Origin of the sequence: Blautia sp. CAG:257, assembly GCF_000433815.1 — a bacterium.
GTDB classification, from domain to species: domain Bacteria; phylum Bacillota; class Clostridia; order Lachnospirales; family Lachnospiraceae; genus Blautia_A; species Blautia_A caecimuris.
In genome coordinates, this window is the sequence record NZ_HF999000.1 from 1 (window position 1) to 18,522 (window position 18,522).

The 18,522-nt window shown below is 44.2% G+C and carries 19 protein-coding genes and 1 riboswitch; of the genes, 17 read left to right on the forward strand and 2 right to left on the reverse strand.

The features are described from left to right. Positions 1–188 precede the first annotated feature (188 nt). From QVP40_RS02430 to QVP40_RS02495, 14 genes are all read left to right on the forward strand, one after another. The gene (locus QVP40_RS02430; protein WP_022066911.1) at positions 189–809 is read left to right on the forward strand and encodes an epoxyqueuosine reductase QueH; all 621 of its coding nucleotides are present in this window, start codon (positions 189–191) and stop codon (positions 807–809) included. 160 nt (positions 810–969) lie between these two features. Next, complete coding sequence (gene argH / locus QVP40_RS02435) at positions 970–2,349, forward strand: argininosuccinate lyase (protein ID WP_022066912.1); 1,380 nt, start codon at positions 970–972, stop codon at positions 2,347–2,349. A gap of 103 nt (positions 2,350–2,452) precedes the next feature. Then, on the forward strand, positions 2,453–3,538 hold the full coding sequence (gene asd, locus QVP40_RS02440) for an aspartate-semialdehyde dehydrogenase (protein ID WP_022066913.1): 1,086 nt from the start codon (positions 2,453–2,455) through the stop codon (positions 3,536–3,538). A 311-nt stretch (positions 3,539–3,849) separates the two neighbouring features. Next, positions 3,850–4,641: a leucine-rich repeat domain-containing protein gene (locus QVP40_RS02445; RefSeq protein WP_022066914.1), complete on the forward strand. Its 792-nt coding sequence runs from the start codon at positions 3,850–3,852 to the stop codon at positions 4,639–4,641. 32 nt (positions 4,642–4,673) lie between these two features. Beyond that, positions 4,674–4,955, forward strand: coding sequence for a hypothetical protein (locus QVP40_RS02450; RefSeq protein WP_022066915.1), 282 nt, complete (start codon positions 4,674–4,676; stop codon positions 4,953–4,955). Between the two features lie 12 nt (positions 4,956–4,967). Then, positions 4,968–5,354, forward strand: coding sequence for a hypothetical protein (locus QVP40_RS02455; protein WP_022066916.1), 387 nt, complete (start codon positions 4,968–4,970; stop codon positions 5,352–5,354). 184 nt (positions 5,355–5,538) lie between these two features. Continuing rightward, positions 5,539–6,267, forward strand: coding sequence for a MerR family transcriptional regulator (locus QVP40_RS02460; RefSeq protein WP_022066917.1), 729 nt, complete (start codon positions 5,539–5,541; stop codon positions 6,265–6,267). 271 nt (positions 6,268–6,538) lie between these two features. Beyond that, positions 6,539–7,243, forward strand: a complete 705-nt coding sequence (mobA, locus tag QVP40_RS02465; RefSeq protein ID WP_022066918.1) for a molybdenum cofactor guanylyltransferase — start codon at positions 6,539–6,541, stop codon at positions 7,241–7,243. Next, the gene (locus tag QVP40_RS02470; protein ID WP_022066919.1) at positions 7,240–8,451 is read left to right on the forward strand and encodes a molybdopterin molybdotransferase MoeA; all 1,212 of its coding nucleotides are present in this window, start codon (positions 7,240–7,242) and stop codon (positions 8,449–8,451) included. Before mobA ends, QVP40_RS02470 begins: the two co-directional genes overlap by 4 nt. Continuing rightward, entirely contained in the window at positions 8,439–8,957 is a 519-nt protein-coding gene (gene mobB / locus QVP40_RS02475; protein ID WP_022066920.1) for a molybdopterin-guanine dinucleotide biosynthesis protein B, read from the forward strand. The genes QVP40_RS02470 and mobB overlap by 13 nt, the downstream gene beginning before the upstream one ends. 180 nt (positions 8,958–9,137) lie before the next feature. Then, positions 9,138–11,327: a formate dehydrogenase subunit alpha gene (fdhF, locus tag QVP40_RS02480; RefSeq protein WP_138269833.1), complete on the forward strand. Its 2,190-nt coding sequence runs from the start codon at positions 9,138–9,140 to the stop codon at positions 11,325–11,327. Further along, positions 11,324–11,863 (forward strand): 4Fe-4S dicluster domain-containing protein, encoded by a 540-nt coding sequence (locus tag QVP40_RS02485; RefSeq protein ID WP_022066923.1) that lies wholly within the window; start codon positions 11,324–11,326, stop codon positions 11,861–11,863. Before fdhF ends, QVP40_RS02485 begins: the two co-directional genes overlap by 4 nt. A 12-nt stretch (positions 11,864–11,875) precedes the next feature. Continuing rightward, a complete protein-coding gene (locus QVP40_RS02490) occupies positions 11,876–12,439 on the forward strand; it encodes a 4Fe-4S dicluster domain-containing protein (protein WP_022066924.1) in 564 nt (187 codons plus the stop codon). A 15-nt stretch (positions 12,440–12,454) separates the two neighbouring features. Beyond that, positions 12,455–13,816 carry a [FeFe] hydrogenase, group A gene (locus tag QVP40_RS02495; RefSeq protein ID WP_022066925.1) on the forward strand — a complete coding sequence of 454 codons (1,362 nt, stop codon included), beginning with the start codon at positions 12,455–12,457 and terminating at the stop codon, positions 13,814–13,816. A gap of 123 nt (positions 13,817–13,939) precedes the next feature. On the opposite strand, the gene QVP40_RS02500 is transcribed toward QVP40_RS02495, so the two are convergent. After that, positions 13,940–15,295: an 8-oxoguanine deaminase gene (locus tag QVP40_RS02500; protein ID WP_022066926.1), complete on the reverse strand. Its 1,356-nt coding sequence runs from the start codon at positions 15,293–15,295 to the stop codon at positions 13,940–13,942. A gap of 54 nt (positions 15,296–15,349) precedes the next feature. Then, positions 15,350–15,445, reverse strand: a riboswitch (purine riboswitch). Further along, the gene (locus QVP40_RS02505; RefSeq protein WP_022066927.1) at positions 15,443–16,003 is read right to left on the reverse strand and encodes a GNAT family N-acetyltransferase; all 561 of its coding nucleotides are present in this window, start codon (positions 16,001–16,003) and stop codon (positions 15,443–15,445) included. It overlaps the preceding riboswitch by 3 nt. 251 nt (positions 16,004–16,254) lie before the next feature. Between QVP40_RS02505 and QVP40_RS13825 the strand changes: the two genes are divergently transcribed. From QVP40_RS13825 to QVP40_RS02520, 3 genes are all read left to right on the forward strand, one after another. Continuing rightward, on the forward strand, positions 16,255–16,497 hold the full coding sequence (locus tag QVP40_RS13825) for a nucleotidyltransferase domain-containing protein (RefSeq protein WP_287575194.1): 243 nt from the start codon (positions 16,255–16,257) through the stop codon (positions 16,495–16,497). Positions 16,498–16,511: 14 nt separating this feature from the next. Continuing rightward, entirely contained in the window at positions 16,512–17,036 is a 525-nt protein-coding gene (locus QVP40_RS02515; RefSeq protein WP_022066928.1) for a GNAT family N-acetyltransferase, read from the forward strand. A gap of 177 nt (positions 17,037–17,213) precedes the next feature. After that, positions 17,214–18,455, forward strand: coding sequence for an MFS transporter (locus QVP40_RS02520; RefSeq protein WP_022066930.1), 1,242 nt, complete (start codon positions 17,214–17,216; stop codon positions 18,453–18,455). The last annotated feature ends 67 nt before the right edge of the window (positions 18,456–18,522 follow it).

Genomic DNA, 18,522 nt, shown 5'->3' on the forward strand with positions numbered 1-18,522 from the left:
ATAGGAGGGCTGTGGATAAAACTACGGAAACTCAAGCAGTTGTTTTTGTTGACGCTGCCTGTAAAAAGGGATAAAATATGACCCATAAGAAAGAGGGATATCAACGGCAGAACAAAACGGCTTTTGTGGAAGGTGCTGCTGTTGTCTGCTGAAAATTTAACTGATTTATAAGGAGTAAAGAACTTTACATGAACAACAGAAATTATCAGAGAGAGCTGGACGCTCTGATCACTGGTTTTGAAAAAGAAAACAAGGTGCCCCGGCTGTTTCTTCACAGCTGCTGTGCGCCCTGCTCCAGCTATGTACTGGAATATCTGTCCAAATATTTTGAGATCACAGTCTTTTTTTATAATCCAAATATTTCTCCAAAGGAGGAGTACGAAAAAAGGGTGGAGGAGATCCGCCGCATGATCGGAGAAATGAATTTTATTCATCCGGTAAAGCTGGTTGAGGGAACCTATGATCCTCAGATCTTTTTCCGGATGGCAAAAGGGCTGGAGCAGGTTCCCGAAGGAGGAGAGCGGTGTTTTCGCTGTTATCGTCTCCGCATGGAGGAGGCGGCGAAGCTGGCAAAGGAAGGCGGTTATGATTATTTTACAACCACTTTGTCCATCAGTCCTCTGAAAAATGCGCCTAAAATAAATGAAATCGGAGAAGAGCTGGCAGAGATTTACGGAGTGGCCCATCTTCCTTCTGATTTCAAGAAAAAAAACGGCTACAAGCGTTCCATTGAGCTGTCCGGAGAACATCATCTGTACCGTCAGGATTATTGTGGCTGTGTATTTTCAAAAAGAGACAGAAATGAATAAATATGCAAAAAATATTCTTTTTGTTTGATTTTTGGAAAAAGTGTGATATACTGGTAGCAATCAGCCGGAAACACTGTGAATGCAGGGCGTTATTTGATGCGGGAAAGCAGTTGCTGAATGGTTAATTATTAATATTATACAGAAATGAGGAGTAATTATTATGGCACAGTTATGGGGAGGCCGTTTTACAAAGGAAACGGATCAGCTTGTTTATAACTTTAATGCTTCGATTTCTTTTGATCAGAAGTTTTATGAGCAGGATATCAGAGGAAGCAGGGCTCATGTAAAAATGCTGGCAAAGCAGGGAATCCTCACAGAAAAAGAGCGGGATCAGATCCTGGAAGGTCTGGAAGGAATCCTGGAAGATGTAAAATCCGGGAAGCTTGAGATCACTTCCGAGTATGAGGATATCCACAGCTTTGTGGAAGCAAATCTGATTGACAGGATCGGTGATCCGGGCAAAAAGCTTCACACCGGAAGAAGCCGCAACGATCAGGTGGCTCTGGATATGAAGCTGTATACAAGAGATGAAATTGACGCTATTGACGGTCTTTTAAAAGAGCTTCTTGTGGCTCTTCAGAAGATCATGGAAGAGAATATCCATACCTACATGCCGGGCTTTACTCATTTACAGAAAGCGCAGCCGGTAACTCTGGCTCATCATGTGGGAGCATATTTTGAGATGTTCCGGAGAGACAGAAGCCGCATGGCAGATATCCGAAAAAGAATGAACACCTGTCCTCTCGGAGCGGGAGCGCTGGCAGGAACCACTTATCCTCTTGACCGGGAATATACAGCAGAGCTTCTGGGCTTTGATGAGCCTACAAGAAACAGCATGGATTCTGTGTCAGACCGGGATTATGTGATCGAGCTTCTGTCTGCTCTGTCTACAGTGATGATGCATCTCAGCCGTTTTTCTGAGGAGATCATCCTCTGGAACTCCAATGAGTACCGTTTTGTGGAAATTGACGATGCATACAGCACAGGCAGCAGTATTATGCCTCAGAAAAAGAATCCTGATATTGCGGAGCTTCTCCGCGGAAAAACAGGCCGTGTGTACGGCGCGCTGATGTCTGTTCTCACAACCATGAAGGGGATTCCTCTGGCCTACAATAAAGACATGCAGGAGGACAAGGAGCTGACCTTTGATGCCATTGATACGGTAAAAGGCTGTCTTGCCCTGTTTACAGGAATGGTGTCCACCATGGAATTTCGTAAGGATGTCATGGAAGCCAGCGCAAAGAACGGATTTACAAATGCTACAGACGCAGCGGACTATCTTGTAAATCACGGTGTTCCTTTCCGCGATGCTCACGGTATTGTGGGACGGCTGGTACTGACCTGTATTGACCGGGGAATTTCTCTGGATGAGCTGCCTCTTGAAGCTTATCAGGAGATCAGCCCTGTTTTTGAAAAAGACATCTATGAAGCCATCAGCATGAAAACCTGTGTGGAAAAACGCTGCACCTACGGCGCGCCCGGTTCAGAGGTGATGGAACAGGTGATCAGAGCTAATCAGGAATATCTTCAAAATCATTGATACATAAGAAAAAACACTTGCATTTTTCCAAAAAGTGTTATAGTATTTACAAGAACGACAAATGTATGCAATACAAAGACATAAAGCGAGGAGAGCGATTATTATGAGCGAGAAACTGAGAGTCGGTATTTTAGGAGCTACCGGAATGGTAGGACAGAGATTTATTTCTCTTCTGGAAAATCATCCGTGGTTTGAGGTTGTTACACTTGCAGCAAGCCCGAGAAGCGCAGGCAAGACCTATGAAGAGGCTGTAGGCGGAAGATGGAAAATGGATACTCCGATGCCGGAAGCAGTAAAAAATATTGTTGTAATGAATGTAAATGAGGTAGAGAAGGTTGCAGCAACTGTTGACTTTGTTTTCTCTGCTGTAGATATGTCCAAGGACGAGATTAAGGCTATTGAGGAAGAGTACGCAAAAACAGAAACTCCGGTTGTTTCCAACAACAGCGCTCACCGCTGGACACCGGACGTTCCGATGGTTGTTCCGGAAATCAACCCTGAACACTTTGACGTAATCGAATTCCAGAAGAAACGTCTTGGTACAACAAGGGGCTTTATCGCAGTAAAACCAAACTGCTCCATTCAGAGCTATGCTCCGGTTCTTACTGCATGGAAAGAATTTGAGCCATATGAAGTAGTGGCTACTACATATCAGGCAATTTCCGGCGCCGGAAAAACCTTTAAGGACTGGCCGGAAATGGAACACAACATTATTCCGTACATCGGCGGCGAGGAAGAGAAGAGCGAGAAAGAGCCGCTGAGACTGTGGGGCAAAATTGAGGATGGTGTGATCGTTCCTGCTCAGGAACCGGTGATCACCTGCCAGTGCATCCGTGTACCGGTATTGAACGGCCATACAGCAGCTGTTTTTGTAAAATTCCGCAAGAAACCTACGAAAGAGCAGTTGATCGAAGCCCTTAAAAACTTCAGCGGCGTTCCTCAGGAGCTTGAGCTTCCAAGCGCACCGAAGCACTTTATCCAGTACCTTGAGGAAGACAACCGTCCTCAGGTAACAGAGGATGTAAATTATGAGAACGGAATGGGAGTTTCCATTGGACGTCTCCGTGAGGATACCGTATACGATTACAAATTTGTAGGTCTGTCCCACAATACAGTAAGAGGCGCTGCAGGCGGAGCTGTTCTCTGCGCAGAGACTCTGAAAGCAAAAGGATTCATCACAAAGAAGTAAATATTGGCAAATCATATTAAAAAAAAGCAGGCTGCCGGCTCTGGTTCACAGAGATATGGCAGCCTGTTTGTGTATGTCCTGGGATTTTGGTACAGGATGATCAAGGCAGAAATGGTGAGGAATTTTTCGTATGATAAACGAAAACCCATTTGTGCAAGATAAATTCTGCTATACGAAGTGGAAATTTTTGCATTTTAGGTTCAATAACAATCTGGAAAATAAATAATGACAGATGAATTTTTGGATGATATAATCATATAAAATAAAAATTCAGAAAATATACAGCGGATTAAAATTCGAGAGGAGAGCTGGTGAAGAAACAAACAACGTATTGTTCCATTGGTCTGATTATCCTGGTAACAGGTCTTCTGGCATTGCGTTTCTGGTATGACAGTAAATGCGTAAAATTCCAGGATAAAAATATGGAAATACAGACGCTTTATCTTCTGGATTCAGGAAGAGGAAGCGTGCTGAAGGAAGAAGCAGACCGGATCAAAAGCTTTTATGTAACAGACACTTCCGGGCGTTTTGAGACGCTGGAAGATTTGAAATTATTTCCAAACCTGGAAGAACTGCATCTGACGTATGACACAGGCAGTATGACAGATGAGGAAAAGGAAGAATTTCAGAAGTACAGAGGAGGAATTACAAATATGCTGGAGGAAACGCTTCCGCAGCTGAAAAAGCTGAGAAAATTAAGCCTGACATATTTTGATTATTTTGAAGATCTGGACTTTCTTTCAGAATGCAGGCAGATAGAAGAACTGGATATTAATTATAACATTATCAAAAATATCCGTGGGCTGAGAAATATGAAAAATCTTCGTATTTTAGATTTGGCTTATAATCCCTTTACTGATATTTTTGTCTTGTCTGAACTGAGAAAACTGGAAGCAGTAAATCTGTACGAGGTTTCTGTGGAGAATCTGGAGGTTTTGGCAGAGCTTCCTTCCCTGAAATTAATTGTTTATGAACCAAAAGATAAAAAACAGGAGGAAGTTTTACAGAAATTAGAGGCCGGAGGTGTTGCGGTATACAGAGAAAAAGACTATAGAACAGGATTTGATTATCTGGTCAGAGAAATGGAAGAAGCAGAGCAGTAAACATACAAAAATAAAGTCCGGGAGGGAATGCTATGAGTAGAAGCAGAGATGCTGTAATTGCTGTAACGGCAACCATATTTTTCGGTGTGTTTTCCAGAGTGACTGTGCGTATCCCCTACATGGTCTGGGGATATTTTGACGAATCATTTTTTATTTCATTTGTATGGTGGCTTCTTTATGCAGGAAGCCTCTATGTGGCAATAAGAGAGTATATGGAAAATGTTGACAGTTATTTTAAGGTGATCCTTCAGGCGGGGCTGTTCGGAGGGGCAGCAGCTTTGATAAAAACAGCTGCCGATGTTCTTACAGAGTAGATAATAATCAATATGAACAGCGGAAATGCTGTGATTTCAGTGTTTGTTATGGAACTGGAACTGCTGATTTTTGGCAGTGGCGTGATGGTGTTTTTATATTATTTTGTGGCAAAAAAGAAAATTTTTTCATGGAAAAAATCCTTACATGTGTATGGGGGGATCATAGCAGGCGATCTTGCGGTTTATATTGGAATGATCTACTATTACCTTCTGAAAACAGACTGGGCTCTGGAACGGTTTTCAGGCGCAGTTCAGCAGGTTGGCACAGAACAGGCAAAGCTGAATCTGACAACAAAGTTTGCCCAGGAGTCCACGACCGTGGGAATGCTGGTATTTACAGTGTTTTTTATTACGCTGTGGATGGGACTTCGTAAAAATGCAGAAGACAGGAGAGGGTGAAGGACATTATAACTGCTGGAATGTTGTTGAGGAATATCAGTGGTGTTTGCCGGTGATATTGAAAGTACAGGAGAAATGAAAGGTCATTTATTGTCGAAACAGAATATAAATCTTAAATAAACCCCTTGACTCTGACGCCGCGTAATAGTTTATTCTGTAATTACCACACAGGAGGAACAGAAAGATGATGACAGTAAATGAAGTAAGCCGTCTGACCGGTGTAAGTATCCGTACTTTACAGTATTATGATAAAATAGGGCTGTTAAAGCCAGTAGAACATACGGCGGCAGGATACAGGCTGTATGATAATAGCGCGCTGGAAAAATTACAGCAGATCCTGTTATTTCGCGAACTGGAATTTTCGCTTAAGGACATTAAACAGATTATGGATGCGCCCGGTTTTGACAGACAGAAAGCCCTGGAGCAGCAGATCGAGGTTCTTATACTGAAAAAGCAGCGTCTTGAAAATCTGATCGCTCTTGCCTGTGGAATAAAGAAGAACGGAGAAAGAAATATGGATTTTTCAGCATTTGACACCACTAAAATACAGGAGTATAAAAAAGAGGCAAAAGCAGCCTGGGGAAAAACAGCAGAATATCAGGAATATGAACAAAAAACAAAGGACAGAAATGCAGGGGGATATCAGGCTGCGATGATGCAGATGATGGATATATTTACAGAATTTGGAGAAATTCGTACAGGAGAGCCTGATTCTGCCCGGGCACAGCAGCTGGTAAAAAAGCTCCAGAGCTTTATTACAGATAATTATTATACCTGTTCAGAAAAGGTACTTGCGGAACTTGGCAGAATGTATGTGGAAGATCAAAGGTTTACAGAAAACATTGATAAAGCAGGAGGCTGCGGAACAGCGGAATTTGTTTGCCGGGCGATTGAATGTTACTGCGGAGAATAAATTCATCCGGTCACAGCAGGCAATCATCCTGTTATTGTCACAAATACGGAGAAATTTACTGGGCTGCATTTAAATGTGAGAAACAGTCGAAAACGGATGGCGGTTAGTCTTTAAAGGCTGACCGCTTGTTTGTTTTGGAGAATAATCTTAAAAACAGAAATTATCTGTATACATGCCTGAAAAAAAGATTTATACTGGAAAGATGAACAGGGTTTGTGTATGGACAGACAAACGGAATACACAGAGTCATAAGCAAAGGTGATGTAATACAGTGGAAGAAAAACAGAAAACAAACAGGGCAGAACGCTATTCTCTTCTTCTTCTGGCCGGCGGAAAAAGCAGCCGGATGGGAGAAGACAAGGCAGAGCTTCTTATGGACGGAGAAAGTTTTTTGTCCTGTCAGATAAAAAAGGCGGACAGGCTGAGAATCCGGGAGGTTTATGTATCCGGTCACGATGGGGGAAAGGACATTTTCCGGAATGGAGAAGTAAAAAGCAGCCTGCATATTCATGTGGTTTCGGATATTTACCGGGAACGGGGGCCATTAGGAGGAATCCATGCCTGTATGAAAGCCATGGACACACCTTATTGTCTGGTGCTTCCGGTGGATGTGCCCCAGCTTCCGGTGGAAATGCTGGAGGAGCTGCTTTTGGTTCATGAGGACAGCTTAGGGGAAGGGGCTCCCGGAGAATTCAGAAGCTTTGGGGACAGAAGAGAGGGAAGCAGCGCCGGGAAACCTCTTCTGCTTGTTCACGGAGAACGGACAGAGCCTTTGATGGGGATTTATCCCGTCTGCATGGCTGATTGTATTGGAGAACAGATAGAGAAGGCTTCTGCTCCGGTGTTTCGGATTCTTGATACATGGGGATTCGATACCTTCCGGACATCCGCAGAGGAATGGAAGATGAGAAATATCAATACTCCGGAAGATTATAGGGAGCTTTTAGCATACATGGAAAAGGGGAAGGTGAAATGATTGAGGGAATTTTGCTGGAAAATGCCCTGGAAGAAATTCTGAAACGGGCAGACAGGATTACAGATACAAAAAAAGTAAAGGTGGAGGAAGCCAATGGATTTTGTCTTGCAGAGGATATTTATGCAGAGCTGGACAATCCTCCGTTTCCAAGATCACCGGTAGACGGGTATGCGGTGCGCTCTGAGGATATCCGGGGAGCGGTCAGGGGAAATCCTGCGGTTCTGAAGGTGGCAGGCTGCATTTATGCAGGAGATAATGGAGGGGCTTTTTCCATAAAACCGGGAGAAGCATACCGGATCATGACAGGAGCTCCTTTTCCGGAAGGGGCAGATACTGCGGTAAAGCAGGAGGATGCAGACTACGGGGAAGAAACTGTAAAAGTTAATAAAAGTCAGAAACCATGGGATAATTATTGTTTTCAGGGCGAAGATTATAAAAAGAATTCGCTTCTTCTGGCAAAAGGTTCCAGAATTACTTTTGCAGAGCAGGGGATCCTGTCCGGTATCGGGCGTACAGAGGTGGCTGTTTACCGGAAACCGGTGATCCGCGTGCTTACCACAGGAGATGAACTCTGCCAGCCGGGAAATCCTCTGAAACCGGGAAAAATCTATGATTCCAATGGGATGATGGTTTCTTCCCGGCTTCGTGAGCTTGGAGTGAAGCCGGAATCAGTGTCTCATTGTGCAGACAGTGAGGCAGGTCTGGCAGCAGAACTGAAAAAAGCGACAGAGGATGCGGATATCATTGTTACCACCGGCGGTGTTTCTGTAGGAAAAAAAGATATTTTACACGGAGCTCTGGAAATTCTCGGAGCAGAAAAAATATTCTGGAGGATCCGGCTTCAGCCCGGGACCCCTACTATTTTTTCCGTATATGGGAAGACCCTGATCCTTTCCCTGTCCGGAAATCCCTTTGGCGCCATGGCAAATCTGGAACTGCTTTTGCGCCCTGCGCTGGAAGCTATGACCGGAGATCCTGCCTTTGCCATGGAAATGAGAAGAGGGATCATGGAAGTGGACTTTGAAAAAAGATGTAAAGTCCGCAGGTTTGTGAGGGCTGTGTATACGAATGGGAAGGTTTCTTTTCCACAGGGGATTTTTTCTTCAGGCGCAATCGGAACTTTGCGGGGCTGCAACTGCCTTCTGGATATCCCGGCGGGCAGGGAAAATGTAAAAGCCGGAGAGCAGGTGGCTGTATGGATGCTGTAAAAAGAACGGGAAAGCCTTTTATTGCAGCAGTCAGCGGAGTAAAAAATTCCGGCAAGACTACTTTTATGGAAAAGCTGATTTCCGAACTTGCCGGACAGGGATACCGGGTGGCTGTGATCAAGCATGACGGTCATGAATTTCAGGCGGACCGGGAGGGAACGGACACTTACCGGATGCGTCAGGCAGGCGCTTACGGAACCTGTATTTTTTCCTCCGGACAGTGGCAGGTGGTGAAACAGCAGCAGGATGTCCGGGCGGAGGAGCTGGCAGAATTTTTTCCGGAGGCGGATATCATTCTTCTGGAGGGGATGAAGGATTCTGATTATCCCAAGTTTGAGCTGGTGAGAGGAGAAGTTTCCCATAAAAGTGTCTGCCGGCCGGATACTTTGCTGGGACTTGTGACAGACACAGAGCTTAAAATTCCGGGAGTTCCGGTGTTTGGCTTCCATGAAACAGAGAAATGCGCAGAAATTCTGATAAAAATAGTTCAAACTAACAAAGATTAAGGTTAAAGAAAAAATAATTTGGCTGTTTTGTACAAAAAAATAGGGCTGGATTCTTGTAAATAAAAATTAACAATGTTAAAATATAAACGAGGATTCATCAGCTTTTGCATATGAAAATGCAGAAGCAGTTATCTCAGGGATAACAGACATCATATATTTTTATGTTAGGAGGGAACAAGTATGGCTTTAAAACAAGTCCAGACAACCTGCGCGTATTGCGGAGCAGGCTGCCAGATTATGTTCACAGTCGATACAGATGCAAACAAGATTGTGGAAGCAGTCCCTGCAGACGGAAGAACCAATGCGGGAACCCTCTGTCTGAAAGGTCATTACGGCTGGGATTATCTTAACGATCCCCAGATTCTTACGAAACGTCTTCGTAAACCGATGATCCGTAAAGGCGGAAAAAAATCACCCCTTGTAGAGGTTTCCTGGGAGGAAGCAATTTCCTATGTAGCGAAACGTCTTGGGGAAATCAAAGAAAAATTCGGCCCGGATTCCATTATGGGAACAGGCTCTGCCAGAGGAGCAGGAAACGAGGCCAATTATCTGATGCAGAAATTTATGCGCGCGTGCATCGGCACCAACAACGTCGATCACTGCGCCCGAATATGACATGCGCCTTCGGTAGCGGGTCTACTGTATTCTTTAGGTTCAGGCGCAATGTCAATGGGCATCCCGGAGATCGAGGATGCAGGCTGTTTACTTTGCTTCGGCTATAACGGAGCAGATTCCCACCCTATTGTGGCAAGACGCATTGTAAGGGGAAAACAAAAGGGAATGAAGATCATCTGTGCAGATCCCCGCGTGACGGAGACCGCACGTATTTCAGATATTCATCTGCAGCTTAAGGGCGGTTCCAACCTTGCTCTTGTAAATGCCATGGCAAATGTGATCTGGAATGAAGGTCTGGCAGATAAAAAGTTTATTGATGAACATACGAAGGGATTTGACGAATTCCTGAAAGTAATAGAAAAATACACTCCGGAATATGCAGAGCCTATTACGCACATTCCGGCAGAAACCATTCGCAGGGCGGCAAGAATGTACGCAACCACCAAACCGGCCATGATTCTTTATGGTATGGGAGTCTGTCAGTTTACACAGGCAGTAGACGTTGTGAAGGGACTTGCCAACCTTGCGCTGATGACCGGAAACTTCGGCGGTCCGTCCATGGGCATCGGTCCGGTCCGCGGACAGAACAACGTGCAGGGAGCCTGCGACATGGGAGCTCTTCCAAACTCCTATCCGGGCTATCAGAATGTAACCGTTCCGGAAATCCGTGAAAAATTTGAAAAAGCATGGGGCGTTCCTCTTTCTGATCAGGTTGGCTGCCCGATCACTCATGTGCCTCACAGAATCCTTCATGAGAAGGACGAAAAGAAGAGAATCCACGCATACTACATATTCGGAGAAGATCCGGCTCAGTCCGATCCTGACCTTGCAGAGGTCCGCGAGGCTCTGGACAAATGTGATTTTGTGGTAATGCAGGATATCTATATGAATAAGACCGGGCTTTATGCGGATGTAATCCTTCCGGCTACTGCCTGGGGTGAAAACGAAGGTATTTATACCTGTGCGGACCGTGGCTTCCAGAGAGTGCGCAAGCTGATCGAGCCGGAAGGAGATATGCGTCCGGACTGGCAGATCATTGCAGATATTTCCACAGCCATGGGATATCCAATGAATTACAAAAATACAGAAGAGATCTGGAATGAAATGATCGACCTCTGTCCAAGCTTTACAGGCGCTACCTACGAAAAAATTGAAAAATACGGCGGCGTTCAGTGGCCCTGCCGGGACAAATCCATGGAGGATAAGGGAACACCGTATCTTCATAAGGACGGAATTTTTGCAACAAAGGATCATAAGGCTTTGTTTTACGGCACTGACTGGCATCCGCCGGTAGAGCTGGAAAACGACCAGTATCCAATGACTCTTTCCACTGTCCGCGAGGTAGGTCATTATTCTGTGCGTACTATGACAGGAAACTGCCGTACACTCCGTAATCTGGAGGATGAACCGGGATGGGTTCAGATGAATACAGAGGACTGCGAGAAAATGAACCTGAAAAAGGGCGAGCTTGTGAAGATCCTTTCCAAGAGAGGCTACTGTATTACACGGTGTCTTCCTACGGACCGTGTAAAACCGGGTGCAACCTACATGACCTACCAGTGGTGGATCGGAGCCTGCAATGAGCTGACAACAGCCAAGCTTGACCCCATCAGCAATACACCCGAGTACAAATACTGCGCCTGCCGCGTAGAAAAGATTGAAGACCAGCAGTGGGCGGAGCGCCATGTTATGGAGCTGTATGACGATATCCGCGCGCAGATGGGCATTGATACAGGAAAGGGGGCAAAAGCATGAACTATTTTGTGAAAGGAAACCCTGACCTTTGTATCGGCTGCCGTACCTGCATGATCGGCTGTGTGGTTGCCCATGAGGGAAAGCATATCTTTGAGGTGGATCCGGATTCCTACAGCTTTAATCCGAAGCTTCATATGGTAAAAACAGCGAATTTAAGTGTTCCGGTGCAGTGTAAGCACTGTGAAAATCCTGCCTGTATGGCAGCGTGTCCGGTTGGGGCTATTTCCCAGAAGGATCACTGTATTGTCATTGATACAGAAAAATGCATGGGCTGTAAATCCTGTATGGATGCCTGTCCTTTCGGCGCTATCAATATGACAGTCCAGACCGGAAAATTCCAGGCAGACGGAACAGAGAAAAAAGTGGCAAATAAATGTGATCTCTGTTACGGACTTTCCGGAGGCCCGGCCTGCGTAAGAGTCTGTCCTACAGAAGCCCTGACTCTTGTGACAGAGGATGAGCTTGGAGACGCCATGGAGCGTAAGAGAGCAGAAGCGGCAAGAAACGCATATCTGGAAACGCACCCACAGGAATAGGAGGACATAGAAATGAAAAAAGAAATCGGATCCTTTGTGGTGGGCGACAGTACAAAATGCACAGGCTGCAAAGCCTGTGAGCTTGCCTGCTTCACCGTTCATAACCGTGAGAGCAATCATCTTGGAAAAACAGTGGGAACTGTAACGGTTCCCGTAACTCCAAGACTGTTTCTTACAAAATTTGAGCAGGGCTGTATGCCCATCCAGTGTAAGCACTGTGAGGATGCTCCCTGCCTGAATGCCTGTACAAAAGGCGCGATCAGCCGCATTGACCATCAGGTGATCGTGGATGCGGAAAAATGTATCGGATGTAAAGACTGTATGCAGGCCTGTCCTTTTGGGGCGATCGCCCTTCTTCCTTATGCCAGGGACGGACGTCTGGTGGCCCAGGCAATGTCTTCGGAACCAAAGGTTTTTGCATCCAAATGTGATCTCTGCGAGGGAGTTGAGGGAGGTCCGGCCTGTGTCCGTGTCTGTCCTCATCAGGCGCTCCGTCTGGTAGATCCTGAGGCAGAAAGAGAAGAAAAAAATATCAGGGCGGCAGAGGCTCTGCTTCTGACAAAAAACTGGAGATAAGGGAGGACAAAATTCATGATAGTAGCAATTGATCAGAATATCTGTACCGGCTGCCGTGAATGCGCAGAGGTCTGTCCTGCCTATGCCATTGTGGGAGAGCAGGGAAAACCGCAGACCATTGATACAGACAGATGTGTGATGTGCGGTCAGTGCGTGCAGAAATGTAAATCCTATGTTTCTGTACTGACCCATGGAAAAGACGCATACGAAAGAGTAAAAAAAGAAAGAAATATTCCGGATTCTGTTCAGGAGCCGCTTTTTGCAGCTCATGCAGTCTGCCACCTGAACGAGGTGAAGGCAGCTCTTGCAGACAAAAACAGATTCACCATTGTGCAGTGCGCTCCGGCAGTGCGGGTTGCCATTGCAGAGGAATTTGGCGCAGAGCTTGGAACCCTTACTCCGGGAAAATTATCAGCAGCTCTTCATGCTCTTGGCTTTGACCGGGTATACGATACCAACTTCCCGGCGGACGTAACTATTATGGAAGAGGGAACAGAGCTTGTAAAACGTGTGACAGAGGGAGGCGTTCTTCCTATGTTTACCTCCTGCTGTCCGGCCTGGGTAAAATTCCTGGAGGATAATTATCCGGAGCTTAAAGATCATTTATCTTCCGCGAAAAGTCCACAGCAGATCGGAGGAGCGATTTTTAAAACTTACGGAGCGCAGCTGGAAGGCAGAGAAGGTAAGGATATTTACAGCGTTTCTGTAATGCCATGTACCTGCAAGGAGTTTGAAAGCGAACGTCCGGAAATGAAAGACAGTGGATTCCGTGATGTAGATGCTGCCATTACAACAAGAGATCTGGCATGGCTTATTAAGGATATGGGAATTGACTGGGATGCTCTTGATGAGCAGGAGTTTGACCAGCCTCTTGGTCTTTATACAGGCGCGGGAACTATTTTCGGCGTTACCGGCGGCGTTATGGAGGCAGCCATTCGTACCGGTTATGAGCTTGTGACCGGACAGCCGATCCCGGATCTGGAAGTGACAGCAGTCCGCGGCACAGAGGGCTTCCGCACTTCTGTGATAAAAGTGGGAGACCTGGATCTGAAAGTTGGCGTTGTCACAGGACTGAAAAATGTGGTTCCTGTGCTGGAAGCAGTAAAGAACGGTACGCTGGATCTTCATTTTATTGAAGTGATGACCTGCCCGGAGGGCTGTGTCAGCGGAGGCGGACAGCCCAAGCTTCTTATGGATACAGACAGAGAAGAGGCCTATGCGGCAAGAAGAGCTGCGACCTTTGCCCATGACAGAGAACTGACTTACCGGAAATCTCACGAAAATCCTGCAATCAAAAAGATTTACGAAGAATTCCTGGAAGAGCCCAACAGCCATATTGCGCACCATCTTCTTCATACAACCTACTGTAATAAATAAAGCATAAAAATAAAAAGGTATTTCCAGACATTGTTTCAGTTTGGAAATACCTTTTTTGTATGACTTGCTGTAAAGAGCTGGAGTAAAATGTTCTGCTCCTGTCCGGAAAGCCAGGAGGACTTTTTATCTGTTCAGATATTCGTTTACGGCCCTTTTGCCTTCATAAACAGCCTTTTCCTCGTCAATTCCTGTAAGCTTTCCGTTTCTGACAACAATTTTTCCATTTACAACAGTATAATCTACAGCGCCCTTAAATCCTACGGTTCCCAGCATGGATTTTGGATCCAGGTCTGCGCCTACAAGCTCCAGACGGTTTTTCCGTATAAGGAAAAGATCGCCTGCTTTACCCGGCTCCAGTGAACCGATATCACTGCGGCCAAGAACAGCAGCGCTTCCTCTGGTGGCAAGCTTCAGCAGCTCATAGCCGTCAGGAGCCTGGCTGCTGGAATTCAGCCTGTGAAGAAGATAGGCGACACGGAGCTCTTCCAGAAGATTGGAGCCGTCATTGCTGGCGCTTCCGTCAACTGCCAGTCCTACGGGAATTCCAAGCTTCAGCATTTCCGGGATACGGCAGATCCCGGAGGAAAGCTTCATATTGGAAATGGGGCAGTGAGCCACTCCTGTTTTTGTTTCCGCAAGGATTTTAAGCTCTTCATCATTAAAATGGATGCCATGTGCATACCATACGTCGCTGCCTGTCCAGCCAAGCTCTTCCATGTAGGAGAGAGGTCGCTTTCCGTATTTTTTCAGAACATAGTTTTCTTCGTCCAGTGTTTCGCACAGATGGGTGTGAAGGCGGACTCCCAGATCTCTGGCAAGAAGAGCAGACTGCCGGTACAGCTCTTTCCCTGCGCTGAAAGGCGAGCAGGGAGCCAGGGCAACCATATTCATGGAAAAAGGCGCCGGATTGTGGAACTTTTCCACGGCGTCCCTGGAATCTTTCAGGATTTCGTCTACTGACTGAACCACACTGTCAGGGGGAAGGCCTCCGTCCTTTTTACTGAGATCCATACTTCCCCTGGATGCATACATGCGGATTCCAAGCTGCCGCGCCGCCTCAAACTGAGCTTCCAGAAGAGAGACAGAACTGCCGCCCGGGAAGACATAATGATGGTCAAAACAGGTAGTACAGCCTGTTTTTAATAATTCCCCCATACCCGTAACGGAACTGTGATAAATAATAGAACTGTCAAGGTTTTTCCAGATTTCATAAAGTGTGGTCAGCCATTCAAACAGTTCCATATTCTGTACCTGAGGCAGATTACGGCTGAAAGTCTGATAAAGGTGGTGATGGGTGTTGATAAGTCCCGGATAAACCATACATCCGGAAGCATCCAGAATTTCATTTGCGGAAAAAGTCTGCTGTCCGATGCTTCGGATGACCCCGTCTTCGATCAGAATACTGGAATTTTCCAGAACAGAATCCTGATCATCAAAGGTTACAATAACAGAAGCATTTTTAATACATAAGCTGCTCATAATATGATCCTCCTATTTTCTGAATAAAAAAGCCCTAACAGCAGACAGGGGATTTCCGGTTTTGCGGAAACCTGTAGTCAACTGTTAAGGCAGTTGGTAGAAACGCTCGTCCCATTACGAACTTATACAAGCTTTTATATAATGATATTACCGTTTTAGGGAAGAAAGGTCAAGATGTAATATTTTTTCTGTTTTTATCTCAAAGGCAGTTTCATTGCGTTTCAAATATTTTCTGGGAATATCCTTTTCTGTTACAGTCATGCCAAGAGTTTCCATGATTTTCATGGATGCAGAGTTTCTGCTGTCACAGCAGGCAGTGACTTTATTAAGATGAAGAGTGTTTTGACAAAAACTGAGAAGAGCCTGCGCAGCTTCTGAGGCATATCCTTTATTGCAGTAATCTCTGTGAATGATCCATCCAAGTTCTCCGATTGTAAAAGCTTCATCTTCAGCGTAGACAGAAACCTCGCCAATATGTCGGCTGTTCTGTATGACAGCAAATACATAACAGCGGGGAAATTCTTTACTCCATTCTTGGCAGGTCTGTATGAGAAACTTTTTGCACACTTCCATAGATTCATCTGGATAGTATTTCATATATTTCACATGCTCTCCATCGGAAGAATAAGCATAAACAGTGGAAAGATCATCTGGACTGACTGGCCGGAGAAGCAGACGACTGGTTTGCAGGCGAATGTTTTCATACATGGGAGGTCACCTCTTTCTGTGGATAAAAATGAAATTGTTGTTTGATTGTAGTTTACCATAACTGCGGTATTGCGTACAGAATTTTATAAAAATCAGCAAAAAAGAAAGAAAATTAAAAACTGCTTTTTTGAAATGCGTTGACGTTAAAAAAATCGGACGATATAATAAAAAAAGTACAGCTTATGGATACAAATACATGAAAGGAATTAGAGGGTGGAATCCTTGCTGTTTTTAATAACCAAGCGCTTCGGATTGTATTATACGGTTCTTATGCAAGAGAAACTTATACTTCTGAATCAGACGTGGATATTGCTGTTCTGCTAAATGGAAATCTGAATGAAAGTACAGAAGACAGGCTGGCGGATCTGGTTGTGGATTTAAACTTAAAATATGATAAGGCATTTTCTGTTATTGATATTAATATGAGATTTTTTAAAATGGGAAAAGATTTACAGTACAGTCTTGAAACGAGAAAAGTTATGGATTCTAAGTAAAGGAAGTGATTTTGATGTCAATAAAATTAATAAAAGGAAGTTACGAATACAAAGGACAGATTATTGACATGCTCAAGGAGTGGAAAAAATATAATGATACTTATGATGTGAACCGTTCACCAGGAGTTATTTCCAAAAATGATTATGATGACTTTGATTACTATCTGAATAATTTGGAAGCAAAGGAACCAAAAGACGGACTGGTTCCTCATTCCACATTCTTTTGTTTGGATGAGAGGCGAAATATCATTGTAGGTGCAGTAAATATCAGGCATTATTTAAATGAACATTTGCTATTACATGGAGGGCATATTGGTGACGGAATCAGACCATCTGAAAGAAGAAAAGGATATGCTGTACAAATGATTGGGCTTGCCTTAGAGGAATGTAAAAAAATGGGAATCAAAAAAGTTTTAATGGTATGCGATAAAGATAATATTGGTTCTGCGAAATCCATCATAAAAAACGGCGGAATATTAGAAAATGAACAAATAGAAAACGGTAAGACAGAGCAAAGATACTGGATTGATTTAGAATAATCGGATAAATATGAAAGTCAAGGGGAAAAACCTCGCAGCTGTTGAAAAATATGATGAGAGGAATTTTGGCGGCAATACATATGAATATGCGATGATGTTGTGCCTGGATACGGTAGTGAAGATGTGATAGAAAAAACAGGCAGATGATTTAAAGAGAAGATGAAGGAGAGAATTTTTATGGGATGTCTTAAGAAACATTTTTCAATGTACAGCCATTTGCCAAAAGAAATCTATGTGTTGGCTTTTGGTAAAGTCATGACAAGTATGGGAGCGTTAATATGGCCCATGCTTACCTTGATCATGAGCGAAAAGCTGGGGCTGAACGGACAGACCATTGGCCTGTATATGATGATATTTTCTTTGTTTATGGGACCGTTTTATCTACTGGGAGGTAAGCTGGCTGACAAATATAATAAAAAGCATATCATCGTTACCTTCGACCTGATCGGAAACAGCCTGTATTTTGTCTGCGCTGCATTGCCAATGTCCATGACGACACTGTATTTACTGGCGATTGCTTCATTATTTCAGGCAATGGAGCAGCCGGCTTATGATGCTCTGATCGCGGATCTGACAACCTACAGGGATAGAGAAAGAGCATATTCGCTGAATTATCTTTCCATGAATTTAGGCCTGGTTTTGGCGCCGACTATTGGCGGCATTTTATTTAATAATTATCTCAGCCTTTCTTTTTTTATTAATGGTCTGGCAGATATCACCAGTACGCTGATGCTGCTGATTTTTATTAAGAATGTAAAAGCTGTTGATCGGGATAACAGAACAGTGAACGAATATGAAAAAGGAGAAACAGGATCAATATTCAAGGTTTTTTCGCAACGAAAATTATTTTTTGTGCTGTTTGTCATTTACGGTATAGCTGCGCTGATTTATAATCAGTTCAGTTTTTTGATGCCCTTACATATGGAGGAAGCCTTTCAGGGATCAGGAGCTTTTAAATTTGGAGTTTTAACAAGTATTAATGCAGTTGTTGTGGTAATAGGCACGCCGATATTAACCCAAAAGCTTTCCGGATTTATGGATATCAGGATTATGTATTTGGGGCAGTTGCTGGAGTCATTAGGACTTGCATTTTTTATTTTTGTAAATCATCATTTTGTGATTGCGGTTGCAGGGATTATTATATTTACAATAGGTGAAATATTGGGTTCCATATCAAAAACGCCTTATCTTACAAAAAGAATACCGGAAACACATCGTGGAAGAATATTAAGTATTACGACCAGCTGCGCCGGATTAATTGGAGTATTAAGTAACTACATAATAGGAACACTTATCGACTATTATACATTCAGTACTGTATGGATAATTATAGCGGTGATCGGTTTATTTGTGATGATTCTGTATAGTATTTATTTAAGGCTGGATAAAAAGGCTTATTCCGGCCTTTATACAAAATAAAAGTGTTACTTGTTCAGAGGCATTATTCTACCTGATACGGAGAAGTGTTTCTGTAGTAAAAAAAACA